Origin of the sequence: Chryseobacterium sp. G0201, from assembly GCF_003815655.1 — a bacterium.
Classification (GTDB): domain Bacteria; phylum Bacteroidota; class Bacteroidia; order Flavobacteriales; family Weeksellaceae; genus Chryseobacterium.
Genome location: NZ_CP033917.1, coordinates 1895186 through 1921187 on the forward strand (window position 1 = coordinate 1895186; position 26002 = coordinate 1921187).

The window sequence follows — 26002 nt, forward strand, 5'->3', positions numbered from 1 at the left end:
TATTCTAATTGCTTTCTTCTTAAGTAGATAAAGCTTTTTTTGAAGCACTTTCTGTAATGCTTAAAGTAAAAAATATTTTATAATTATAAGATTTTGAATAATTAAAGTTTGTTACATTTTCGCAAGAGCGTAAAAAATTTAAAACGAAAATTTTTCGTTTTAAAACGTGAAATTTATTGTGTATTTATGGGCTAAAAGTTTTTAAAATGCTGTTAGAAAACAGATGATATTGCTTTTAAATTGGATTTTGAAGTAGTAAGAACTATATTTTAAGTAACTCATGTATTTAAGTATATGCCGATTAAATTAAGGAAATGATTAAAATAACTCTACTTTTTTGTATTAATAAAATTCAAATTTTTAAAAATAGATTTTTTATTTTATTAATTTGTAATGGTTCTAAATAACAACCCCTTGATTTGTTGAATATTTGTTAAAAATATCAATTTTAGCTAAAAAAAATAATTTTAATAAATAATAACAATGTATTATTATTAAGTTTCTTTTGTTTTATACTATAATTAACGAATTTTATAAAAAAATATACTACAGATGTAGTTAAAAAACTTGCAAGTGTTAATATTTATTAACATATTTGCCCATTAAAATATATTAAAATTTGTTAATATGAATGTTAAACTACGTGTATTAAGTGCGGGAGCTTTGTTTTTCTTAGGACAAACTGTCTTTGCACAAACAACAAAGAGAGATACTACAACAAAAGTAAAAGAAATTGAAGAAGTTGTTCTAGTTGGTGTACAAAAGAAGAAAAAAGATGAGGTGACTCAGGCTGTTTCTGTCGTTGGCGGTGACGAACTTGCTAGAATGTCTGCTTCAAGTACCGGGATTTCTAATATGTTGCAGGGGAAAATGTCAGGTTTACAAGTTTCCACTAACTCTGGTAAGCCAGGAGAGCCAGGATCTATTAGAATTAGAGGAGCTATCAATGTTTCTTCTACTTTAGGAGCTTCAGATCCACTTTTTGTAGTTGATGGAGTCTATATGACTCAGCGTCAGTTTAACTCAATTCCACCATCTGATATAGAAAGTGTTACTGAGTTGAAAGATGCTGCTTCAACTGCTGTGTATGGAGCAAGAGCTGCAAATGGAGTTATTGTTATCACTACTAAAAGAGGAAAGTCTGGGAAGCCTTCTATAGCGTATGAAACTAGATTTGGGTTTGCATATAAGCCTAAAGATGTGAATTTTACGATGATGGATACATCTCAGAAAATACAATTTGAAAATGAGATGTCTAATTTGGGAATAAATCCAAATCCTGTGTATAGTGCACAAGAAACTGCTGATTTATTGTCAAAAAACCATGATTGGTCTAAGGATATATTAAGAAATTCAAGCATACAATATCATAATTTATCAGTAAGAGGAGGAAGTGATAAAAATTCTTATTATATATCTTTAGGTTATGATTCAGACTCTGGAATCTTACAAGAGCTTGAAGGATTTAAAAGATATAATGGTAGATTCAACTTTGACCAACAGCTTACGGATAAAATCAAAATGGGTTTTGATTTTGGCATCGTAAATGTTAAAACACAAGATCAAAGATTCTCTTATAATGCATTGAGTCCATTCTATTCAGTATATAGTCTAAATCCTTATGAAACTGTATATGACGCTGATGGAAGTTTTAATCCAACAACTAATTCAATTAATCCAATTGATCTTAGAAGAAATGAAGTAACCACGGATTGGAGAACTAGAATTAATGCACAGGTATTTGGAACTTATGAGTTTTTTAAAGGATTGACATTTAAATCGACTTTTGGTAACATTTATGATCTTAGAAAAAATAAATACGTTGTAAAAAAAGGGTCTGACATTGGCGCTGTTTATGGCACACCTGACGGTAGTATTAGAGATCTTAGATCAGATTTCTGGACGTATGTATTCAATAACAGATTCGATTTCAATAAAACATTTGGTAAGCATAAAGTAGGTGCAGTTGCTGCATTCGAATATAGCCAAGAAAATTTTGGAAGTTTAAATGCTACTAAGAGAGTTATGTTAGGTTCAGATATTACTGATATTGGTTCTGCTGCAACTCCATTTGCAATTACTGGTGCTACTACTTCAACTAGATATGTAAGTTTATTAGGAGTTGTTGATTATAGCTACGCAGGTAAATATATCTTATCTGGATCAATTAGAAGAGACGGAAACTCTAGATTGGGACAAGATAACAAATATGGTAACTTTTGGTCAGCATCAGCTGCTTGGAATTTAGCAAAAGAATCATTCTTTGATGTTCCTTTCTTCAATGACATTAAATTTAGATATAGTATTGGTACAACAGGAAATGTAGCTGCACTTGCAGATTACCAAAATCTTATCTCTGTCGTATCTGGTGATTATGGTACTGATCCTACATCTGGTCCTGCAAATAGTGTAGGAAATAAGGATCTAAAATGGGAATCTAAAGAATCTCAAAACTTAGGAGTTGATATTGCTATGTTTAAGAACAGAATCAAACTAAGTGCAGAAGTATTTAAGGATAATAGAAAGGATTTCCTTTATGCTATTCCTAGTACACAATATGAAGGTGGAGGTTATCTTTTCTCAAGTATAACTAATGCGGGAAATATTGAAATTAAAGGTCTAGAATCTGAGTTAAGTATTGATGTTATCAAAAGCCAGGATTTCGATTGGACAGTTAGAGGGAATATTTCAATGTTGAAATATCAAGTAAAAAGTTTGTATGGTACTAATACTCAGTTAAACCTAGATGGTTATACATTTATGAGTGTTGGAATGGAGCCAACTATTTTCAAAATGGTTAAAAGTGCTGGTGTAGATGCACAAACAGGAGAAGCATTGTACTATAAACTAGATGGATCTGTTACGAATGTATATAGCTCTAGTGATGCTCAATTCTTACATGGAAAATCTACATTACCAAGTGCTTATGGTGGATTTGGAACAACATTTAGATATAAAGGCTTTGATTTAAATGCTGATTTCTCTTTCCAAACTGGTGGGTATAGCTATAATATCATGGCTCAAAACTTAGTTGATTTTTCAGCTTATAGTCAGAACTTGAGTACTGATGCATTTAATTATTGGAGAAATTCAGGAGATACTAATGTAGGACCTGCTCCAACGGTTAATGGTATAGAAACTACTGATGCTTTCCTTCAAAAAACAGATTTTATCAGATTTAGATCATTAGAACTTGGATATACATTTGATAAGAAATTTTTAGGTACGTATATTCCTGTAAATAGTATTAGAGTATATGGTTCAGGACAGAATTTAGCTCTTTGGACTAACTTCACAGGAGATCCCGAAGTTGCTGTTGCTTCTGAAACTCAAGTTAATAATGGAGCATTTGTTCCAGGTGCTATTAACTTATATAATTACCCAACTACTAGAACATTCCTTATAGGATTGCAAGTTAATTTTTAATTTTATTTTATTATGAAAAGACATATAGTAAAAATAGTTTTATTTGCTGCACTAGCTTTTACTGCATCATCATGTACAGATGATTTATCAGTATTGCCAAATGATAGATTAGTTGTAGACAATTATTATACAACTGAAAGTGATTTTAGAAAAGGGGTTGATTATGCTTATGATGCATTCAAAGCTGCAGGTTATTATTCTGGAGATAATGCACAAACAATAATTCCGGATATCCTTTCTGATAATTTAATTCAAAACCCTCAAGGAAGAAGATCAAACAACTCTGCTTTTATTTTTGATATTGCAGCAAACGTTGGAGATGTAACTTCTGTTTATGGTGCCGGTTATGCTGTTGCAGCTAGAGCTAATGCTGTGCTTGATAAAATCACTAATTTATCGCCAGGAGCTTTTAGAACTAATATTGAAGCAGAAGCAAGAGGAATTCGTGCGATCGCTCATTTTGATATTGTAAGAAGATACTGTAAAATACCAACACAGTCTGCTGATGCTCCAGGATCGTTAGGTATTGCATATGTAGAAAAATTTGATCCATTTCTTGTTACTTCAAGGGATTTGAATGTTTCTCAAGTTTATGATAAAATAATTGCAGATTTATTATTTGCAGAGCAGAATATTACTCAAACAGCTAACGTAGGTAAACTTACTAAAGCTGCAGTACAAGGGATGTTATCTAGAGTTTATTTATATAAAGGAGACTATGATAATGTTATCTTATGGGGACAGAAGTCATTGGCTTCAAGCCCAAGCGTTGGAACTATAGCTAATTTTAAAAACATCTGGGCTGATTCTTCTAGTGATGGTGTTTTGTTTAAAGTACTAAATTCAGGTATCGAAAATGTTAAAACAGGATCTAGTTATAATCAAACTGTAGGAGGACAAATTAAGTCAGAATATGTTGTAGATTATGATTTATACACTAAATTTATAGCTACGGATATCAGAAAAAGCTCTTATATTGTAACATCTCCTTTTACAGGAAAGACCTATAATAATGTAATTAAATACAAGCAAGCCACTGGTAAGCCTATTGAAGCTGTAGATATCAAGTATTTAAGAACTGCTGAAGTTCTTTTGAATGTTGCTGAAGCAATGTTTAAAAAAGGAAATGAGGTTGGAGCGCTTGGTCTTTTAAATACTTTAAGAGCTCAAAGATACACTGGATTCGTTTCTGGTACTGAAACAGGAACAAATCTTTGGAATGCTATTATGCTGGAAAGAAGATTGGAATTAGCATTTGAAACAGACAGATTCTTTACTCTAAAAAGATTAGGTCTTCCAATTCAAAGATCTAGTTTTGGACCTGAATCAAATGGTACTGGAAATCCTGCAACTGTACTTACACTTCCGGTTTCTAGCCATAAGTGGCAGTTACCAATTCCACAAGGAGCGATTGATATTAATCCTCAAATTCAACAAAATCCTGGTTATTAATCAAACAATAATCATATAATTTAAACCCTGCTCTAAGCAGGGTTTTTTATTTCCTTTTATTTCTTATTTTTGCTGTACAAAATTTGATATGGCAACTTCATGTTACATGTGACTTTTTGAACAATATAAACGAACATATGAAGTACATACTTTTTATAATAATATTTTTTGGTTTTATTTCTAAAGCTCAGGTGGTTAATAAAACAGATTCTAATAAACTTAAAGAAAATCCGGCGGATACTTTGGTTGTGGACTCTGGAAAAAAGGATTCCTTGAAAATATTTAAGCCAACTATCAATGATTATCAATATCAGACACAGTTTTCTGAAAAAAAGGTGTTTGATACAGTTATGACCTTTGATAAGACGTATATTTTTTCACAATATAATAACAAGGATAATTTTGGAAGAGTGCAAGTCGCTAACATTGGGGCTGGTTTTAATCCGTTGTCTTATGAAGTGAATGCTGAACAGAACCTATCTTTATTACCAGAGAATAAATCATACGGAATTATAGGGATCAATGATGTTAAGTATTACGATGTAAAAACGCCTACCGCTACATTTGTCTATCATAATGCAATGAAGAATGGAGCCGCTCTGAAATCAACTTATACTCAAAACATAGGTAAAAGATTCAATTTTGCTTTAGAGTATATGGGATTACGCTCGCAGGGAATGTACCGAAACTTCTTGGCTGCAAATAACAACACTTTGTTTTCCGGGCACTACGTTTCTAAAAGCGGAAATTATGAACTATTTGCACACTATTTACACCAAAATGTAAACAATCAGGAAAATGGAGGGATCATAGAAGATGATCTTTTCCAAAGTGGAGACAGTGATTATAGAAACAGACAAAATGCTCAGGTTAACTTAGCGTCTTCAAGTTCGCAATATTCATATAGAAGATACTATTTAAGCCATCAGTTTTCGCCTTTCAACTCAGAGAAATACCCTTTTAGGATTAGACATACAATCTTTCATCAAGGAAACAAGTATTACTATGCTCAGGGAGCTTTAGAGCCTTATTGGTACGATGCGCCACAGGAAATTGTTACAGGTTTTCCTCTTTCAACAAAAAAATATTCGGATAATTTAAGCAATACGGTTAGTTTGGTTTGGGATAATGAAAAATTCAAGCTTGATGCCGGCGTTCGTTACCAAATGTTGAAATTTGGAGCAACTCCCATCACGTTACCGATTTTAGAAATACCAAATGAAATCAAGGAAAATAGAATTGGAGCGGTCGGAAATCTTCAGGTGAAACTTTTAAATAAAATACAGTTGAATTCATTCCTGGAATTTTCAAATGGAAGTCAATTCGGAACTTATTTAAAGACAACAAATAATCTTAAGTTTGAACCGATAAAAGACTATTTCGTAAATGCTAAGGTTAACTTCCAAAGCGTTTATCCTTCATTCAATTATCTTTTAAATACTTCGAATTATAATAATTTTAATTATTATCTTCAAAATGCAAAAAATCAGTCAATAACTGAAATTGGAGGAAATGTAAATTTAAAATGGTTCAAAACAGAACTATTTGTAAACTATTTCAGAATTGATAATTATACGTATTTCGATCAGTTTGCAGCGCCAAAACAGAGTGATAGTTCACTAAATATTTCTCAAATAGGAGGTGATGCAACATTCAACTACGGTCGTTTTTATCTCAACACAAGATTACAGTTCCAAAATGCATTAACAAATAAAGAATTGTTGCCGATGCCAAGTTTTATCGGTAGAGCGAATTTCTTTTATCAGTCTAAAGCTTTCAAAGATGCTGCGGAAATTCAGGCCGGGATAAAAGTATATTACTTCTCAAAATTTGCGTCAAGAGATTATTTCCCGATACTTAACGAATATCTTTTACCCAACTCAAGTTCATTTTCAATTGGCGGACAGCCGATCGCTGATGTTTATTTTAACATGAAGGTTAAAAAAATGTTTTTCTTTATTGAAGGTCAGCAGATCGGGACGCTTATTTCACATAATAAAGCCTACGCATTTCCACATTATCCGGTCTATGATTTTAGACTGAATATTGGAATTGTTTGGTATTTGTTCAACTAATATTATACATCAAAGTTGAAAACAATTAATAAAATATCATTTAACGATATAGAAAGCATTCCTCAATTGATCAAAGATTTTTTGAATCATAAAATTGAAGGTTTCGAAGAAAGTACATTTTCTTTAGATAATTTTAAAAATCAGATTCATCTAAAACAGGATTCTTTTTCGCAAGATCAGAGAGCGGTTTTATTTAATGCACTTACAGACCAGCTAAAAGATCTTAAACTTTCATCAAAGCAAAAGGAAAATTTAGATAATTTAAAACAGGCTAATACATTTACGATTACTACAGGCCATCAGTTGAATTTATTCTCTGGACCTGTTTTCTTTGTGTATAAAATTTTACAGACGATTAAAACCTGTTCTTATTTAAAAGAAAACTTCCCTGATTTTAATTTCGTTCCTGTGTATTGGATGGCTTCTGAAGATCATGATTTTGCAGAGATCAACCATTTTAAAACGGACAATAATTATTATGAAATTAATGAAAAGTCAGGCGGTCCGGTTGGAAGAATCACAATCAACGATACATTTTTCATTTCGGAATTTGAAAAAGAATTTAAAGACTCTGTTTTTGGAACTGAATTAATTTTAATGCTGAAAGAAGCTTATAAAGTTGGGAATACCTTGACTCAAGCTATTCAGACTTTAGTTAACAGACTTTTTTCAGATCTTGGTTTGTTGATTATTGATGGAGATTCTAAAGAGCTTAAAACTCAGATAAAAGATATTTTTAAGGATGAATTGCTTAATTTCAGTCTGCATGAAACATCAAAAGATAAAGTTGATTTTCTAACTGAAAAATATGGTAAAGTTCAAGTGAATCCTCGCGAAATCAATTTGTTTTATTTTTCAGAAACGAGAGACAGAATTGATTTTGACGGTCAAAAATATATTGTTGTTGATAAAAATATTCAATTTACTCAGGAGGAAATCTTGAAAGAATTGGAAAATCATCCTGAAAAATTCAGTCCGAATGCTTTGATGCGTCCGGTTTATCAGGAAAAAGTTTTGCCCAATCTGGCCTACATCGGAGGAAATGCCGAAATCATGTATTGGCTGGAATTGAAAGATTATTTCACAAAAATCAATATTCCGTTTCCTGTTTTGATTCCAAGAAATTCAATGTTATTTTTAAAGGAAAAAACGGTGGGGAAAGTTGAAAAATTAGATTTGAAAATTGAAGATTTTTTCCAGAACTTTACTACAATTACAAATAATAAGATTTTAGATAATAATCAGATTTTAGAGTTGTTAGAAAAAAAGGAAAATATTTTAGCAAATAACTTTTGTGAATTAAAATCAATCGCCGAAACCACTGAAAAGTCTTTTGGAAACATGGTTAAAGCAGAGGAAACAAGACAGTTGAAATCTTTTGCGAGAATGAAAAAACGCCTTCTTCATGCTGAAAAAATAAAGCAAAGCGAATTGTTGGAAAGATTGGAAAATCTATTTTTAGATGTACATCCTTCTAAGACTTGGCAGGAAAGGGTTTATAATTTTAGTGTATTTTTCGCAGATTATGGATATTCGTGGCTTGAAACTTGTTTGGAAGAAATGGTGGTTCAAGATTCAAAATTAATAATTGTTGCCATTTAATTTTAAAGAAGTATTTTTGTAAATTATAATTATCGACTATGATAAAGAGGTTTTTTATTCTATCCAGTTTATGTATGTTTTTGGGCATGTCTGCTCAGAAATCTCACACCGTTGTAAAAGGCGACAATCCTTATAATATTGCGAAAAAATACGGAATAACTGTAGATGAATTGCTAAAACTAAATCCAAAGTTTAAAGACGGCAAATTAGCGATCGGAGACATTCTTACGGTTAAATCTGATAAAACTGCTGCAACTTCAGTTTCTAAAACAACTGTGGCTGTTGTAGAAAAAGCTAAACCTAACTCTCAGACTGGCAGAATTATTTTGCAGCCTAAACAAACGGTTTACGGAATCACAAAACAATACCGCATCTCTGAAACTGATTTGAGAAAATTAAATCCTGAATTGGATTCTCACATGAAGATCGGGGATGAGATCACATTACCTCTTGACAGCATCAAAAAATATGGTGGTGAGCAGGCGCAAGCTGCCATTACAACTCATGCAGATGTAAAACCTGTTGAGAAAATTACAGCTGTGGATACTTCTGATGTTCCTGCTGAGAATAATATTTTATATGTTGTTCAGGCAAAAGATAATTATTACAGAATTTCAAAACAGTTTAATGTCACTAAAGAGGAACTTTTTGCTTTAAATCCAGGATTGGAAGAGAAAGGTTTGAAACCTGGTGAGTCTATTAAAATTAAAAAATCAAATACATCAGTTGCTGAACCGGTAGCGAATACAAAAGCTACAATTGATTCAGGAAGCGAAAAATCTTCTTCAAATTCATCAAATACAAGCACTGCTTCTGAGGATGAATACGCAACATATACAGTTGTGCAGGGAGATACTGTTTTCTCTATTGTAAATAAATTCGGAGTATCGATTGACGAACTTATTGCTCTAAATCCAGATTTATCTCACGGATTAAAAACAGGAATGGTTTTAAAGATCAAAAAACTGGATCCTGCTTACATCAAGAAAAACGGTGATGCTTTGAGCGTAGTTTTGATGCTTCCTTTCGGATACAGCACGAACGAAACTCAATACAGAACAATGGCTTTGGATTTCTTAACAGGAGCAAAATTGGCTATTGAAAGAAATGCGAGAAACGGTCAGAAATTGGATATAAAAATCGTTGATTCAGGAAATGAAGCATCGTTTAAAAATTCAATGACTCAAATCAATCCTAATAATACGGATTTAATTATCGGTCCATTCTTTAAATCTAACGTTGTAGATGTTTTAGATTTTACTAAAAATCAAAAGATCCCGGTTGTTGCACCATTTGCCAACTCTCCGGAACTTTATAATTACAGCAATTTAATTATTGTTGAAACCAATGATCAGACGTACGCAGATAAAATTGTTGAGGAAGTAAAAGGTGTATATTCTGACCAAAAAATTTATGTAGTTGCAGATGCTAAAAAAGACAATGCGAATTACATTAAAGCAGGTTTGGAAAAAGCTGTTAAAAATCCTAATGTGATCATTGTAAATTCTCCAGCAGATATTCAGCTTGATCAAAATATGATGACTGGGCAATCTGCTCCGGTTATTGCCATTTTAGCTAATGATAATGATGCTTTGGGTGATGCTTTTGCAAATAAAGTAATTGCTTTGTCTAAAGAAGTTCAAGGCGTTAAAGCTTTCAGTATGTACTATTCTCCAATTTTTGAAAAGAAAGTGGATGATCTTAGCCAGGCTAATTTGGTGTATTTAATGGATAGAAAAATCAATGCTGATGGTGGGTTTGAAAAAGAAATCCTTGCAGCATATAAAAGTAAATATTGTAAAACTCCTCCTAAATATGCGATCGTAGGTTTTGATGTTGTAAACGACATGTTAACCAGAGAAAACAAAAAAGGTGAGATTTTCAAGCAAATGAATAAAGTTCAGACTCAGTTGGCTACCAAATTTGAGTTTGTAAAATCTAAAGCAAACGGAGCTTATGTAAATACAGGTTATCGTGTGATTAGATTGGTTCCATAAATGATTTGAATCAGTTTAAAGAAAAAAGTTAACATTATATTTATATTTGCATAATATTTTAAATCAATACATGAAAGCACTTGTATTTCCTGGGCAGGGTTCTCAGTTCGTAGGAATGGGAAAAGAATTGTACGATTCTAGAAAAGATATAAAAGATCTGATGGAATCTGCCAACGAAATTTTAGGGTTCGATATCCTTTCCATTATGTTTAATGGAGCAGATGAAGATCTTAAGAAAACTGAGGTTACTCAACCTTCAATTTTTATTCATTCAGTAGCTGCTTTGAAAGCAGTAAATGGTCTTGGAGCCGAAATGGTTGCAGGGCATTCTTTAGGAGAATTTTCAGCATTAGTTGCCAACGGAGTTTTATCTTTTGACGATGGTCTGAAATTAGTTTCTGAAAGAGCAAAAGCAATGCAGGACGCTTGCAACGCAAATCCTAGTTCTATGGCAGCAATTTTAGGATTGGAAGATGCTAAAGTTGAAGAAATCTGCGCACAAATCAGCGGAATTGTTGTTCCTGCAAATTACAACTGTCCCGGACAATTGGTAATTTCGGGTGAAACTGCAGCTGTTGAAGAAGCTTGTGCAAAACTAAAAGAAGCAGGAGCAAAAAGAGCTTTATTGTTACCTGTGAATGGTGCATTCCATTCTCCATTGATGCAGCCTGCACAAGAAAGATTGGCAGCAGCAATCGAGAAAACAAAATTCAGAAATGCAACAATTCCTGTTTATCAGAATATCACAACGACAGCGGTAACAAACCCTGACGAGATCAAACAAAATTTGATTGCACAACTGACAGGTCCTGTAAAATGGACGCAGTCAGTTCAAAATATGATTAAAGACGGTGCAACTAACTTCATTGAAGTTGGACCTGGAAAAACACTTCAAGGATTGATCAAGAAAATTGACAATTCTGTAGATGTTGCTTCTGCAATTTAATCTAATAAAAAATCATGGGCGAGATATTTTCACCGGGAAAGCTAATGCTTACTTCAGAATATTTCGCAATGGACGGAGCTCTTGTCTTAGCGGTACCAACCAAGCTAGGACAAGAGTTTTTCTTTGATGAAAACGAAGACGGGAAATCTATGATTCTCTGGGAAGCATATCATCAAAACAAATTATGGTTAAAGGCTGTCATTGATTACGAAAATTGGCAGATCATAGAAACCAACATCATTTCAAGTGCTGAATTTATCCTTAAAACCTTAAAAAACGTTCAGAGTCTTTCTGAAACCAAATTCAAAAGCACAAATTCTTATCATTTAAAAACCAATCTTCAGTTTCCTGCCGATTATGGTCTTGGAAGTAGTTCTACTTTGATGAATAATCTTGGAGAGTGGGCTGAAATTGATTCTTTTCATTTAAATTCCATCAGTTTGGGAGGAAGCGGTTACGATATTGCGGTCGCAAAAGAGAAATCTGCTGTGCTTTTTCAAAGCAAACCTGAGATCAAATATGAAAGGGTGAATTTTAATCCTTCTTTTAAAAATGAATTAATTTTTATTCACTTAAATCAAAAGCAGGATAGCCGCGAGGGAATCAATTTTTACAAGTCAAAAACGAAGTCTCAAAAACTGGTCGATGAATTTTCGAATCTTACAAAGAATATTTTACTATGTAACGAATTGGAAAATTTTTCCGAACTAATGTTGGTTCATGAGCAAAAAATCTCAAATTTCCTTGAAATTCCCACAGTTAAACAAAAGTTTTTTACTGATTGTCCTGTTTTCGTTAAAAGTTTAGGTGCTTGGGGTGGAGATTTTGTCATGAGTGCCAAATTTGATGGCTTTAAGGACTATTTTTGGGGAAAAGGTTTTACTACTATTTTTGAATGGTCTGGTATAATTGATTTATAATCAATATTTTACAAAATTCCATTTTTATTTGCCATTCTGACTTATATCATTATATTTAAACCACCTTTAACAATTAATTAATATTAATTTTGTTGAACCCAATAAAGAAATAGAAAATATAAGTAAAATGAAACACGCTAAAATCATCCAAGATTTAGAAAAATTAGGGATTAAAGGAGACTATGAAATTCAATATAATCCTTCTTATGAAGAGTTGTATCAAGCAGAAATCTCTCCTGAAAATCAAGGCTTTGAGAAAGCTGAGCTTACAGAATCTGGTGCGGTATCAGTAAAAACAGGAATTTTCACAGGTCGTTCTCCTAAAGATAGATACATTGTACAGGATGATGTTACAAAAGACACGATTTTCTGGGATGGTAAAGTTAATTTGCCAACTTCTCCGGAAATTTTCCAGTCTTGTAAGGAATTAGTGTTGAACCAACTTTCAACTTCTAAGAAAATTTATGTTGTAGATGCTTTCTGTGGAACGAATGCAGATACAAGACTTAAAGTAAGATTCATCGTTGAAGTTGCATGGCAGGCGCATTTCGTTACTAATATGTTTATCCGTCCTTCTCACTACGAGTTGGAAAACTTCGGAGAGCCGGATTTCACTGTAATCAACGGTTCTAAAACTACAAACCCGAACTGGGAAGCTCAAGGGTTAAATTCTGAAAACTTCGTAATGTTCAACCTTACTGAAAAGCTTCAGATCATCGGAGGAACTTGGTACGGTGGAGAAATGAAAAAAGGAATGTTTGCAATGATGAATTATTACCTTCCATTGAAAGGTATGGCATCAATGCACTGTTCTGCAAACGTAGGTGAAGAGGGAGATGTTGCTCTTTTCTTCGGACTTTCGGGAACAGGAAAAACGACTTTATCAGCAGATCCAAAAAGATATTTGATCGGTGATGATGAACATGGTTGGGATAACAATGGTGTATTTAACTACGAAGGTGGTTGTTATGCAAAAGTGATCGACCTTTCTGAAGAAAAAGAACCGGATATTTTCAGAGCGATCAAAAGAGATGCGCTTCTTGAAAACGTTGTCGTTAACAACGGAGTTTCTGATTATACAGACGGATCAATCACTGAAAACACAAGAGTTTCTTATCCGATTTATCATATCAATAAAATTGTTTTGCCTTCAAAAGCAGGTCACGCAAGCAAGATTGTTTATCTTTCAGCTGATGCGTTCGGAGTATTGCCTCCGGTATCTGTTTTGGATGAAAACCAGGCACAATATCACTTCCTTTGCGGTTATACTTCAAAATTAGCCGGAACTGAAAGAGGAATTACTGAACCTGAACCATCTTTTTCACCAGCATTTGGTGAAGCGTTCTTAACATTACACCCAACAATGTATTCAAAAACATTGATCGGAAAAATGAAAGAACACGGTGCAAAAGCATATTTGGTTAATACAGGTTGGAACGGTACTGGAAAGAGAATTTCTTTAAAAGATACAAGAGCAATTATTGATGCAATTATTGATGGTTCTATCGAAGATGCGCCAAAAACTAGAATTCCTATCATGAATTTGGAAGTTCCTACGGAGTTACCAAACGTTTCAGAAGGTATTTTAGATCCTAGAAATACTTATAACGATGCTTCCGAATGGGAAGAAAAAGCAAAAGATCTTGCTGCAAAATATATCAAAAACTTTGATCAGTATTGTAATACAGAAGAAGGGGAAAAGCTTATCGCTTCCGGACCTCAATTACAGCAACAGACAACAAACTAAAAATAGAAATCCTCATCAATGCGATGAGGATTTTTTTTGTATATATATTTAGATGCTTCGACTCCGCTCAGCATGATATTCCTAATACTAATCGTTTTATTACAACATACTTTATTAGCGATGTCATGCTGAGCGGAGTCGAAGCATCTCTTATTTTGAATTTTAATAAATTATTTAAAACTCAAAATCGCCAATCTATATCCATCCATTCCAAAACCGGACAAAACCGCATCAGTATTTGCAGCCGTCACAGACTTCTGGCGAAATTCTTCTCTTTTATAAATATTACTAATGTGAACTTCCACTTTTTGCTTCTGAATATTCTTTAAACAATCAGCAATCGCGTAAGAATAATGCGTAAAAGCTCCCGGATTGATCACCAGCGCATCAAAATCATCTTCCTGAAGTCTGTTAATCAACTCACCTTCAATGTTTGATTGGTAATATTGTATTTCATGAGAAGAAAATTCAGACTTTACATTTTCCAAATAATCTTCCATAGAAACTGTTCCGTATATTTCTGGTTCTCTTGTACCTAAAAGATTCAAATTAGGACCATTGACAATTAAAATTTTCATTCTATAAAATTAAAAACTTTTTTCAATTAAGACTGAAATTTTTCATTTTTAGTGAAAATCCACTTTTACATTATTTTTAATGATATTTCTCATATTTGAAAATTTAACATTTTGTATAACTGTCTATTTTAGTGATTTTTAAGTTTAAATTAACTTAATTTTCATAAAATTATAATTAAAAAACTTAAAGTCTACTTGTTTTGTAGACTAATTGTTTTTAGATTTGCAGTCATATTTCGATCGGCTTATAAAGAAAGATGGAGGGAACTGACCCTATGAAATCTTAACAACCTGCAGAAAGCAAGGTGTTACATTCAGCCTTTAAAGGAACAATAAGCATTTGGTTAATCGTATTTATCGATGCCCTTTGCTAACTTTTCTGCAAAGGGTTAATTTTTAATATTTGATAAATAAAATTGATTATGATTAGCAAAAAATTAATTAATTCTAAAATTTGGATTCCGCCAGTTGCTGTGTTTTTCTTAGGAATTGCAAGTGTACATGGGCAGGACACAAAAAAAGATACTCTTCGCGAAAAAGAAATAGATGAAGTAGTCGTGGTAGCTTACGGAAAAGCTAAAAAAACAAGTTATACAGGTTCGGTAGCAACGATTTCGAGTGAAAAGATCAATAACAGGCCAGTTACCAATATTACAAAAGCTTTGGAAGGACAAGTTCCGGGGCTTCAGGCAGTAAGTTCCTCAGGACAGCCAGGTTCAACAGCTTCGATCAGAATTCGTGGAATTGGTTCAGTGAGCGCTTCAAGCAATCCGTTGTTTGTCGTTGACGGAATTCCTTTTGACGGAAATATCAATTCCATCAGCCCAAACGATATAGAATCGATCAGTGTTTTGAAAGATGCAACGGCTAGTTCATTATACGGTTCAAGAGGAGCTAATGGAATTATTATCATCACAACAAAATCAGGTAAAAAAGGAGAGGCTCGAGTGAATTTTAATATCAGTCAGGGTTTTTCAAGCAGAGCAGTAAAAGATTATGAGCAGGTAAGCACCGATCAATATTACGAATTGTATTGGGAAGCATTGAGAAATGGTTATAAATCAAGTCAAGTTTCTTCTCAGCAGGCTGCGCAGATGGCAACTGATAATTTGGTGAATGCTTTGGGAATTAATCCTTATGGAGCAGGTTACCCAAGCCCTGTAGGAACAGACGGGAAACTTTTAACAGGTGCAACAACTTTATGGAATGACAACTGGAAAGATATTTTGCAAAGAACAGCTTCAAGAAATCAGGTTGACTTAGATTTCAGTGGAGGAAATGAAAAGAGTAATTATTTTTTCTCTTTAGGATATTTGGATGATAAAGGAATTGCGATAGAATCTGGTTTTAAAAAATACAGTGCAAGATTAAAAATCAATTCTGAAGTTAAAAAATGGTTGAATGTCGGAGCGAATTTAGCCTACACGAACAGTCTTCAGGAGGCACCGCCTTCGTCAGATTCAAGAACAGATAACGTGATCAATGCGGCGAGAGTGATTCCGTCTTTTTATCCTTATTATGAAAGAAATGCTGACGGAAGTTATAAATTGGATTCCAACGGAAATTACATTTATGATTTCGGGAAATACAGACCAACAAGCGCTTTGCAGAATGAAAATGCAGCCGCTACGTTGCCTTTAGATAAAAATGAAAACAGAGAAGATAACTTTTCAGGAAAAGGTTTTGCAGAATTTACTTTCTTGCCGGAACTGAAATTCAGAACAAGCTTTTCTGTTGATTTAGTGAATTACAACGGTCATTATTATACCAATCCATTGTTGGGAGAAGGTGCGGAAATTGGAGGTTCGGTAACGAAAACCAACTCGAGAACGCTTTCTTATACGACAAGTAATATTTTGACTTACGATAAAAAATTCGGACAGCACCACATCAATATTTTGGGTGGTCAGGAATTTTATCATTATGAATATCAGACGATTTCTGGAAGCAGAAGCCAGTTTTCACTTCCTTACTACTATGAACCGGATGCAGCAGCGTTGTTAGGTGGTTTCAGTGGAAACAGCGATAAGTTGGGATTATTAAGCTTCTTAGGAAAAGCAGAATATGATTATCAGAATAAATACTTCCTTTCCGGATCAGTAAGATCTGATGGATCTTCAAGATTTTCTCCTGAAAACAGATGGGGAACGTTCTGGTCAGTCGGTGGTTCTTGGAAAGCTTCGAATGAAGATTTTATTAAAAATTTAAATTTCTTCAATCAATTAACGCTTCGTGCGAGTTATGGAGGGCAAGGAAACGATAAATTAAGTACGTATTATGCTTACCAAAGTTTATATACTTTTTACAATAATTTGGGTGAAGGTGGAACGGTAGCTAGTAAATTACCAACTCCGGATTTAAAGTGGGAAACCAACCTTAATTTAAATGTAGGTTTGGAATTCGCGATTTTGAAAAACAGAATTAAAGGTAACGTAGAATATTTCCAACGCCAAAGTAAAGATCTTTTATTTGGAATGCCTTTGGCGCCGTCATTAGGTTTTACCGAGTATCAGGCAAATATTGGCGAATTGAAAAATACTGGTTTTGAGTTTTCATTATTCACAACTCCGATCAAAACAAAAGATTTTGAATGGAATGTTGATCTTAATTTAAGCACTTTAAATAATAAAATCACAAAACTTCCGAAAGGTTCAATTGTAAGTGGAACAAAACTGTTACAGGTCGGAGGTTCAATCTACGATTTCTTCATTCCTGAATGGGTTGGGGTAGATCCTAGTAACGGAAATCCACTTTGGAAAACAATTACGACCGATGCCAACGGAAATACGGTAGAAGGAACAACTTCAGAATATGCAAAAGCTACAAAAACATTGCAAGGATCATCACTTCCTAAAGTTATGGGAGGTTTGACGACAAGTTTAGCATATAAAAACTTCGATTTCTCAACATTGGTGACTTTCAGTATCGGAGGAAAGATTTTAGATACCGATTACACGATGTTAATGCATAACGGAAGTTCGGCAGGACGAGCTTGGAGTGCTGAAATGCTGAACAGATGGACTCCTGAAAATACAATTACAGACGTTCCGAAATTAAGTACAACAACCAATAACTGGACTTCAACTTCATCAAGATTTTTATACTCAGGAACGTATGCGAGAATCAAAAATGTGAGCTTAGGTTACACGCTTCCATCAGATTATTTTGGAAAATTAGGGTTGAAAAAATTCAGAATTTATGTTCAGGCAGAAAACCTTTTAACATTCTACAAACATAAAGGAATGGATCCGGAACAGACATTAGACGGAACAACCTACTATAGATATCCTGCGATGAGAACGATAACTTTTGGTTTACAGGCAACTCTTTAAACATTTAAAATTAAGATAATGAAAAATTTAAAATATCTATCTTTTGCTTTAATCACTTTATTTTCATTCATAAGCTGTGAAAGCGATCTGGAAACTGCTCCGACCAATCAAGCCGATGAAGCGGAGGTTTTCAAAACTGCAGAAAGTGCAGAAACAGTAATCAACGGAACTTGGGCAAAATTCAACGATGACGGAACAACCTATGCAAACATTGGTTATTCAACAGTGTTGAGAACAAGTGATGCAATGGGAAGCGACGTTGCGGTTTTGACCAATAAATATGGCTTTCCCGGAGCTTACGCCTTTACAGATTTGGTGAATAATACCGGAAGCCGACCTCTTTATATCTGGAATTCGTTGTATTCTGTGATCAATAATATGAACAATGTGATCGCGAGAATTGATGCTGCAGAAGGAACTCAGGATAAGAAAAATCAGGTGAAAGGTCAGGCAAAAGCGTTGAGAGCATTTTGTTATTTTAACTTGGCGAGTTTTTATCAGTTCAGTTATTTTAAAGATAAAAATGCTTTAACGGCTCCGATTTATACCGAACCGACAACGACAAGCTCAGTTGGAAAGAAAAAAGCAAGTCTTGAAGAAATTTATGCGTTGATTAAAAGTGATTTGACAGATGCAGACAATTTACTTCAAAATTATACAAGAAATAATAAAGATAAAATTGATAGATCTGTTGTAAATGGTTTGTTGGCAAGAGTTTATTTAAATACAGGAGATTGGACGAAAGCTGTAGCTTCTGCAAAAATTGCCAGAAACGGATATGCTTTAATGACTGCCGAAAAATATAAAGACGGCTTCAACGACATCAGCAACGGAGAATGGATTTGGGGGCACGGACAAACGCAGGAGCAATCTGGTGAAAGTTATGCTTTCCACTTTTTGGATGTTTCGTCTTCGGGAAGTTATTATTACAGCTTCATGGCAGATCCTTATTTCAAAGATTTGTTTGATACAAATGATATCCGTTATTCTCTGTTCTCATGGGACGGAAATCCTGGAAGAGAAGGACTTTTGAGATATGCAAAGTTTAAATTTAAAGCTAATTTAATTGCAGATATCGTTTTCATGAGAGCTGCCGAAATGTATTTAATTGAAGCTGAAGCTGAAGCCAGAAACGGAAATGTTACCAATGCCGTAGCAGTTTTAAATCAATTAAAAGCGGCAAGAAATGCCAATGTTTATAGCGGATCTTTGGCACAAAATGATGTGATTAAAGAAGTTTTAATTGAAAGAAGAAAAGAATTATTCGGAGAAGGATTTTCGTTATCTGATATCATCAGAACGCAGGGAACTGTTGCGAGAAAAGCTTATACAAATTCAAACGGACAGGCCATTCAGGTACAAATTACAACGCCGGATGGGGTCGTGAAAACCGTCAACGGAAGAGGTCATACGATTTTTGCTCTCCCTGATCAAACGCCGTTTGTTGCGAATAGCAGATATTATTTGTTTTCAATTCCTCAAAAGGAGATTGAGAATAATCCCAACCTTTAAATATTAGATTAGATTTTTTTAAGAGCCATTACTTTATGTGATTGCTCTTTTTTTATCTCATTAATTCAAATTTGGGATACAGTAAAATCCCATATTCATTAAACAGATGAGTTTTTTCATTTTCTGCGTCACTGTTAGATGTTTCAATATAATAGAGTTTTTTTTCTCCTTTTTTAATTAAACTGATATTTTCTTGTGAAAGATGATTAACAAGTTTAATCTTTTTAAAATCAAAATCTCCCATTGAAACCAATTGTTCGTAAAAATTTCCCACATGAATAATCGAGTTTTCAGGACCCGATTTTATTTTCTGAATGACTATTTTACAGTATTTTAATTCCTGATCTTCATAATTTTCATTCATCAAAATCGAACCTTTTATCTTAAAATTTTTAGCATTAACACTAATAAGAAAAGGTGAAATAATCAATGAAAACAAGGCGAATTTCATCAGTTTGTCAGAAATGATCCTTTGTAAAATAATTAAAATAAAAGGAATAGATGGAATTAAATATCCCGATTCTAAAGGATATTTAACAAAGAAAATAAGATTGATGAAAATCATTAAAGAACAAAAGACAATAAAATGATCTTTCAATAAAAACTGAATGTTTTTAAACTTATCTGTGAAAAATTGTATCGCTAATGAAGTCAGAATTCCCAAAGTACCAATCGCGCCATAAACATATAATATGCTCAAACTGAAAAAACTGAATAGAGAAACGCTTTCTGTTCCATAACTATGAAGAAAATCACCTCTATACCTTAAAATGACGGGTAGGAAAAATATAATCGCAGACAAAACTAAAAGTACTGAAAATATAATAGTCTCTTTCAGATTTTTACCCAATTGAAAATATGCTAAAAAAGTAAATGCAGGCAGAAAAATAGCGTTATTTAATCTGCAGCTTATCATTAAACCAAAGAAAATAATTGCTGCCCATTTCTTTTTAATCAACAAAAAATAAAGACTTCCCAGCATAAAAAATAACGACCAGTTGTAGTCCATCACAACCGTACTGTTCAGATAAACAATAGGAACAAAAGATAAAACAATAGCCATTAAAAAAGAAAGAGAAATTTTAAAATATTCTAATATTCTATAGAAAAATAAACAGGCACCTATTGTAAATATGATGGATAAAGAATTCAAATACCAATAAGGTTGTTGATGAAATAAAGAAAATACAAATTCTGGAAAAGGGTAACCAGGAAAACGCGAAACATTGTAAACATGATATTCACTTAACATTTTACCGGAATAAACTTCCCGCCAGCCATCAAGATCCTGACCCAAACTATTAAATATGAAAGGTATTCTTGATAATAGGATTATCATGGCAATAATAACTTCTTTATTATTTATTGGGGGTTTGGTGGTTATTAATTTGTTATTGGTGATATCAGTCATTTTTAATTGAAGAACCTCAAAAATATAAAAATACAATTTGATTTTACAAAAAAACTCTACCTTTGTCATAATGAACCTATTCAGATTGATTTTAGCGATGTATTTCGTGGTGTTATCAGTAATGCCATGTGAAGATATACATAAACAATCTGGGGCAAACAAAACAGAATTATCGTTCAGTCTCGACGAATCTCATTCAAAAGACAAAGGAGATATCTGTTCACCATTATGTGTTTGCAATTGCTGCCAGATCACTGTTACAGCTTTTAAAATGGATGTTTCAATGAATATTCCTCAAAAGATTCAAGCCTATTTTTCCAAGAAAATTCTATTCCAGAAAAACAATTTTGCCTATCAGGTATACGACCATATCTGGCAACCTCCTAAGATTTAATGTATTGATTTTAAATATTCCATGAAACTTTGCAATATCGTTGCAGAGGTATTCATGATATTTTTGCATCTCATTTTTAATGAAATGTAAAATATTCTCAATTAAAATTAACAGATTGTCTGTCTTTGCATCTTTGCTAAGTAGAACGCCTTTGCGAACTTAAAAACGTTTAGTATTTAAAAAAACTTAGCGTCCTTTGCATTATAAAAGACAAAACAGACAATCACAAATTAAATCTCAATTTGTGTTAGATAAAATCATAAAATTTAGTATCAAAAACAAGATTATCATTGGAATTATGACCTTGTTGCTGATCATTTGGGGAGTTTGGAGTGCTACCAGATTGCCCATCGATGCTGTTCCTGATATCACTAATAATCAGGTTCAGATTATTACGGTTTGTCCTACGTTGGCGGGACAGGAAGTAGAACAATTGGTCACCTTTCCTATTGAACAAAGTATTGCAACCGTTCCCGATATAGAAGAAACCCGAAGTATTTCAAGATTCGGATTATCGGTAATCACCGTTGTTTTCAAGGATAAAGTAGACATTTATTTTGCCAGGCAATTAATTAATGAAAGATTAAAACAAGCAGAAGAAAATATTCCTAAAGGAATTGGAACTCCCGAATTAGCGCCTGTAAGCACAGGATTGGGTGAAGTCTACCAATATATTTTGCATCCTAAAAAAGGAAGTGAAAAAAAATACAATGCGAAAGATCTGCGTACGATGCAGGACTGGATTGTTTCCCGACAATTGTACGGAACAGAAGGTGTTGCTGAGGTCAATAGCTTTGGAGGCGAGCTGAAACAATATGAAGTGGCAGTCAATCCTAATCGTCTAAAAGCAATGGGAGTAAGCGTTGCCGATATTTTTACAGCCCTAGAAAAAAACAATCAGAATACAGGCGGAGCGTATATTGACAAAAAACCAAATGCCTATTTCATCCGTGGAATTGGCTTGGCAACTTCGATTGATGATGTTAAAAATATTGCCGTCAAAAATACGGGCAGCATTCCTGTTTTTGTGAAAGATGTTGCAGATGTTCGTTTTGGCCACGCAACCCGTTACGGTGCAATGACGTACAACGGACAAACCGATGCCGTGGGCGGAGTTGTTATGATGTTGAAAGGAGCTAATAGCAATGATGTTGTCAACAGAATTAAAGAAAAAATTCCGACCATTCAAAAATCGTTGCCGGCAGATATTATAATTGAGCCTTTTTTAGACAGAACAGATTTGGTGGATCGAGCCATAAGTACGGTAGAAAAGAATTTGATCGAAGGAGCACTAATCGTGATCTTCGTTTTAGTCTTATTCCTCGGAAATTTCAGAGCGGGATTAATTGTAGCATCTGCAATTCCTTTGTCACTATTATTCGCTTTAGGAATGATGAATGTGTTCGGAGTAAGTGCCAATTTAATGAGTCTTGGAGCGATCGATTTCGGTTTAATTGTAGATGGAGCGGTAATTATCGTTGAAGCTACTTTACATCATTTAGGGTTAAGAAAATCGGTTCAAAGATTAACACAAAGCGAAATGGACGAGGAAGTTTTTCTGTCTGCTTCAAAAATCCGTGGAAGTGCCGCTTTTGGAGAAATTATCATCTTAATTGTTTATATTCCGATTCTTACGCTAGTCGGAATTGAAGGGAAAATGTTCTCACCAATGGCTAAAACAGTAGGTTTTGCGATTTTAGGAGCGTTGATTCTTTCATTGACCTATATTCCGATGATGTGTGCGCTTTTTCTTTCTAAGAAAACGGCTCACAAAGAAAATTTTTCGGATAAAATGATGAATTGGCTACAAAAGATTTATCAACCTTTGTTACAGAAAGCCATTAAAATTAAATATGTAATCGTTGGAATTACGGTTGTTTTATTTTCAATTTCATTATTGGTTTTCAGCAGAATGGGTGGTGAATTTATCCCACAACTCGAAGAAGGAGATTTTGCGTTTCACTGTATTTTACCGCAGGGAAGTTCATTAAGCCAGAGTATCGAAACTTCGATGCAGGCTTCTAGAGTTATTAAGCAATTTGATGAGGTGAAAATGGTAGTCGGAAAAACAGGTTCTGCCGAAGTCCCAACAGATCCGATGCCGCCTGAAGCGACAGATTTAATCATTGTATTAAAACATCAAAAAGAATGGAAATCTAAAAAGTCATATACGGAATTGGCCGATGAGATCACCGAAAAATTGGAAGTGATTCCTGGAGTTTTCTTTGAAGCGAATCAGCCGATTCAAATGCGTTTTAATGAATTAATGACAGGAATCCGACAAGATGTAGCCGTGAAGATCTTTGGTGAAAATATGGATACGCTGTCTATTTATGCGGATAAAGTAAGCAAAGTCATTCAAAATGTTGAAGGGGCAACGTCTCCACAAGTCGAAAGAGTGGGCGGTCTCCCGCAAATCAACGTTACCTACGACAGAACAAGAATTGCCAATTACGGATTGAATGTAGAAGATGTCAACAATGTTTTAAGTACCGCATTTGCAGGAAAAACTGCAGGTCAGATCTTTGAAAATGAAAGACGTTTTGATCTTGTGGTAAGATTAGACAGTTTGTACCGTACAGATATTGAGGATGTAAGTAATTTGATGGTTCCGACAAATACCGGAACTCAGGTTCCGTTGTCACAAGTCGCGAATATTGAATATAAACTTGGACCAGCGCAGATCAGCCGTGAAGCAGGAAAACGTAGAATTGTCATTGGTTTTAATGTTAAAGGAAGAGATGTGGAAAGTGTTGTGAAAGATATTCAGAAAAAATTAGAAAAAGATGTAAAACTTCCATCTGGCTATTACTTCACCTATGGCGGACAGTTTGAAAATTTAAAAGAAGCCAGTCAACGATTGATGATCGCCGTTCCTGTGTCGCTACTTTTGATCTTTATGCTACTATATTTTACATTTCACTCATTTAAACAGGCAACGTTAATATTTACAGCGATTCCGATGAGTGCGATCGGAGGTATTTTTGCGCTTTTATTGAGAGGAATGCCTTTCAGTATCAGTGCTGGAGTTGGTTTCATTGCATTGTTCGGAGTTGCAGTTCTTAATGGAATTGTGTTAATCGGAACATTCAATCAATTAGAAAAAGATGGAGTTACCGATGTATTGAAAAGAGTAATTGAAGGAACAAAAACCAGATTAAGACCAGTTTTAATGACAGCAACCGTTGCCTCTTTCGGATTCTTACCGATGGCGATAAGTACAAGCGCGGGAGCAGAAGTTCAGAAACCATTGGCCACGGTTGTTATTGGAGGATTACTCTCCGCAACTTTCCTGACTTTATTCGTATTGCCGATGTTGTATATCATTTTTAATTCTAAAATTAATCTTAAAGATAAATTGTTGAAAAAGCCTTTAACATTAATCATTTTAATAGGAACTTTATTTTTAGGTCAAAATTTGAAGGCACAAAGTTCAAGAGAAATTTCTTTGAATCAGGCGATAGAATTGTTACAGCAAAATAATCCTTCCATCAAAGCAAAAGATCTCAATATTCAGTCTTCCGAAGCCTTGAAGCCAACAGCAAAGGAACTTCCTAAACTGGATTTTAGTGCGCAACTCGGACAATATAACAGCCCAAAATTTGATCAGTCTTTTGCCATCTCACAAACTATTCCGTTTCCGACTTTATTTAAAGCCAGAAAAGAATTAATTCAGGAAGAAATTAAAACTAAAAAGATTGAAAGGCAAGTCACAGAAAATGAATTGATAAAGCAAGTCAGATCTTATTTTTATCAGATCGAATATTTGCAGTACAATCAAACAAAATTGCAATATCTCGACAGCTTGTATGGCGATTTCATAAGAATTGCAACGGTGAGATTCAAAGCAGGAGATATTAAAAAGATCGAAATTAATACTGCCGAAACGCAGAAAGGAGAGATTAATCTTTTGTTTCAGCAGAATAAGGTGTATTTAAATAATGCTTATAAAAATTTAAAGGTTTTGTTGAATACGGACGAAGATATTTCGATTCCTGATTCTCAAAAATATGAACCGTTAAAAGTAGAATATCTTCTAGACAGCGAAACGATAGAAAATCATCCGTCGATCCAGATTTTTAAGCAGAATATGGAAGTGCTGGAAAAGAATAAAAATGTTGAAAAAGCACAAGGATTACCCGATTTTAGTATTGGATATACCAATCAGTCGTTGATAGGTTTTCATACCTTAAACGGACAGGAAAAGTATTACGGGGCGGAAAACAGATTCAATTCTGTAAGTGTTGGAGTTGCAATTCCGTTAACTTTTGGAGCAACCAAAGCAAGGATTAAATCTTTGGAATGTCAAAAGCAGATGGAAGAAAATAATGCGAAGTTCCAACAGCAGCAACTGGATGCTCAACTAAGAAATTCGTTCAGCCAGTATCAGCAAGATGTTCAACAGTATGAGTATTATCTGAATCAAGCTGTTCCTAATGCGAAAAGTATTGTAAAAGCAGCTCAGTTAGGCTATAAAACAGGAGAGATTTCATATGTAGAATATTTGTTTGCCCTTCAAACAGCAACCGATATCGAACTTAAATATCTGCAATCTATTCAGCAGGTCAATCAAACTGTGGTCAACATTAATTCTTTAATCAACAAATAAA

14 protein-coding genes and 1 riboswitch are annotated in these 26002 nt (G+C 33.9%); of the genes, 12 read left to right on the forward strand and 2 right to left on the reverse strand.

From position 1 onward, the window contains the following. The first annotated feature begins 627 nt into the window (after positions 1–627). The 8 genes from EG348_RS08545 (at position 628) to pckA (ending at position 14165) form a co-directional block, all read left to right on the forward strand. A complete protein-coding gene (locus tag EG348_RS08545; RefSeq protein WP_123982489.1) occupies positions 628–3426 on the forward strand; it encodes a SusC/RagA family TonB-linked outer membrane protein in 2799 nt (932 codons plus the stop codon). A 12-nt stretch (positions 3427–3438) separates the two neighbouring features. After that, on the forward strand, positions 3439–4878 hold the full coding sequence (locus EG348_RS08550) for a RagB/SusD family nutrient uptake outer membrane protein (protein ID WP_123982491.1): 1440 nt from the start codon (positions 3439–3441) through the stop codon (positions 4876–4878). Between the two features lie 137 nt (positions 4879–5015). Continuing rightward, positions 5016–6953, forward strand: coding sequence for a putative porin (locus EG348_RS08555; RefSeq protein WP_123982493.1), 1938 nt, complete (start codon positions 5016–5018; stop codon positions 6951–6953). 15 nt (positions 6954–6968) lie between these two features. Then, positions 6969–8555, forward strand: coding sequence for a bacillithiol biosynthesis cysteine-adding enzyme BshC (gene bshC, locus EG348_RS08560; protein WP_123982495.1), 1587 nt, complete (start codon positions 6969–6971; stop codon positions 8553–8555). A gap of 38 nt (positions 8556–8593) precedes the next feature. Further along, the gene (locus EG348_RS08565) at positions 8594–10552 is read left to right on the forward strand and encodes a LysM peptidoglycan-binding domain-containing protein (protein ID WP_123982497.1); all 1959 of its coding nucleotides are present in this window, start codon (positions 8594–8596) and stop codon (positions 10550–10552) included. 70 nt (positions 10553–10622) lie between these two features. Next, positions 10623–11498, forward strand: a complete 876-nt coding sequence (fabD, locus tag EG348_RS08570) for an ACP S-malonyltransferase (RefSeq protein WP_123982499.1) — start codon at positions 10623–10625, stop codon at positions 11496–11498. Positions 11499–11512: 14 nt separating this feature from the next. Next, the gene (locus EG348_RS08575) at positions 11513–12418 is read left to right on the forward strand and encodes a GYDIA family GHMP kinase (RefSeq protein WP_123982501.1); all 906 of its coding nucleotides are present in this window, start codon (positions 11513–11515) and stop codon (positions 12416–12418) included. Between the two features lie 127 nt (positions 12419–12545). Beyond that, the gene (pckA, locus tag EG348_RS08580) at positions 12546–14165 is read left to right on the forward strand and encodes a phosphoenolpyruvate carboxykinase (ATP) (protein WP_123982503.1); all 1620 of its coding nucleotides are present in this window, start codon (positions 12546–12548) and stop codon (positions 14163–14165) included. 170 nt (positions 14166–14335) lie between these two features. Here pckA and EG348_RS08585 read toward each other — a convergent pair whose 3' ends face one another. Then, positions 14336–14743: a type II 3-dehydroquinate dehydratase gene (locus tag EG348_RS08585; RefSeq protein WP_123982505.1), complete on the reverse strand. Its 408-nt coding sequence runs from the start codon at positions 14741–14743 to the stop codon at positions 14336–14338. A 242-nt stretch (positions 14744–14985) separates the two neighbouring features. Further along, positions 14986–15082, forward strand: a riboswitch (SAM riboswitch). A gap of 83 nt (positions 15083–15165) precedes the next feature. Between EG348_RS08585 and EG348_RS08590 the strand changes: the two genes are divergently transcribed. Both EG348_RS08590 and EG348_RS08595 read left to right on the forward strand, forming a co-directional pair. Beyond that, positions 15166–18075: a SusC/RagA family TonB-linked outer membrane protein gene (locus EG348_RS08590; RefSeq protein ID WP_123982507.1), complete on the forward strand. Its 2910-nt coding sequence runs from the start codon at positions 15166–15168 to the stop codon at positions 18073–18075. Positions 18076–18093: 18 nt separating this feature from the next. After that, positions 18094–19587 carry a RagB/SusD family nutrient uptake outer membrane protein gene (locus tag EG348_RS08595; protein WP_123982509.1) on the forward strand — a complete coding sequence of 498 codons (1494 nt, stop codon included), beginning with the start codon at positions 18094–18096 and terminating at the stop codon, positions 19585–19587. A gap of 52 nt (positions 19588–19639) precedes the next feature. On the opposite strand, the gene EG348_RS08600 is transcribed toward EG348_RS08595, so the two are convergent. Beyond that, positions 19640–20998, reverse strand: a complete 1359-nt coding sequence (locus EG348_RS08600; RefSeq protein ID WP_164463268.1) for a glycosyltransferase family 39 protein — start codon at positions 20996–20998, stop codon at positions 19640–19642. A gap of 70 nt (positions 20999–21068) precedes the next feature. On the opposite strand from EG348_RS08600, the gene EG348_RS08605 reads away from it, so the two are divergent. Further along, positions 21069–21392 (forward strand): DUF6660 family protein, encoded by a 324-nt coding sequence (locus EG348_RS08605; protein WP_123982513.1) that lies wholly within the window; start codon positions 21069–21071, stop codon positions 21390–21392. 244 nt (positions 21393–21636) lie between these two features. After that, entirely contained in the window at positions 21637–26001 is a 4365-nt protein-coding gene (locus EG348_RS08610) for a CusA/CzcA family heavy metal efflux RND transporter (RefSeq protein ID WP_123982515.1), read from the forward strand. Position 26002 lies beyond the last annotated feature (1 nt).

What these genes read in the sequence shown, in the direction of transcription:
- EG348_RS08565 (WP_123982497.1), top strand. Translation starts at nt 8,594, where the DNA reads ATGATAAAGAGGTTTTTTATTCTATCCAGTTTATGTATGTTTTTGGGC.
- EG348_RS08605 (WP_123982513.1), top strand. Translation starts at nt 21,069, where the DNA reads ATGAACCTATTCAGATTGATTTTAGCGATGTATTTCGTGGTGTTATCA.
- EG348_RS08585 (WP_123982505.1), bottom strand. Translation starts at nt 14,743, where the DNA reads ATGAAAATTTTAATTGTCAATGGTCCTAATTTGAATCTTTTAGGTACA.
- EG348_RS08550 (WP_123982491.1), top strand. Translation starts at nt 3,439, where the DNA reads ATGAAAAGACATATAGTAAAAATAGTTTTATTTGCTGCACTAGCTTTT.
- EG348_RS08545 (WP_123982489.1), top strand. Translation starts at nt 628, where the DNA reads ATGAATGTTAAACTACGTGTATTAAGTGCGGGAGCTTTGTTTTTCTTA.
- EG348_RS08575 (WP_123982501.1), top strand. Translation starts at nt 11,513, where the DNA reads ATGGGCGAGATATTTTCACCGGGAAAGCTAATGCTTACTTCAGAATAT.
- EG348_RS08600 (WP_164463268.1), bottom strand. Translation starts at nt 20,998, where the DNA reads ATGACTGATATCACCAATAACAAATTAATAACCACCAAACCCCCAATA.
- fabD (WP_123982499.1), top strand. Translation starts at nt 10,623, where the DNA reads ATGAAAGCACTTGTATTTCCTGGGCAGGGTTCTCAGTTCGTAGGAATG.
- EG348_RS08595 (WP_123982509.1), top strand. Translation starts at nt 18,094, where the DNA reads ATGAAAAATTTAAAATATCTATCTTTTGCTTTAATCACTTTATTTTCA.
- pckA (WP_123982503.1), top strand. Translation starts at nt 12,546, where the DNA reads ATGAAACACGCTAAAATCATCCAAGATTTAGAAAAATTAGGGATTAAA.
- EG348_RS08555 (WP_123982493.1), top strand. Translation starts at nt 5,016, where the DNA reads ATGAAGTACATACTTTTTATAATAATATTTTTTGGTTTTATTTCTAAA.
- EG348_RS08590 (WP_123982507.1), top strand. Translation starts at nt 15,166, where the DNA reads ATGATTAGCAAAAAATTAATTAATTCTAAAATTTGGATTCCGCCAGTT.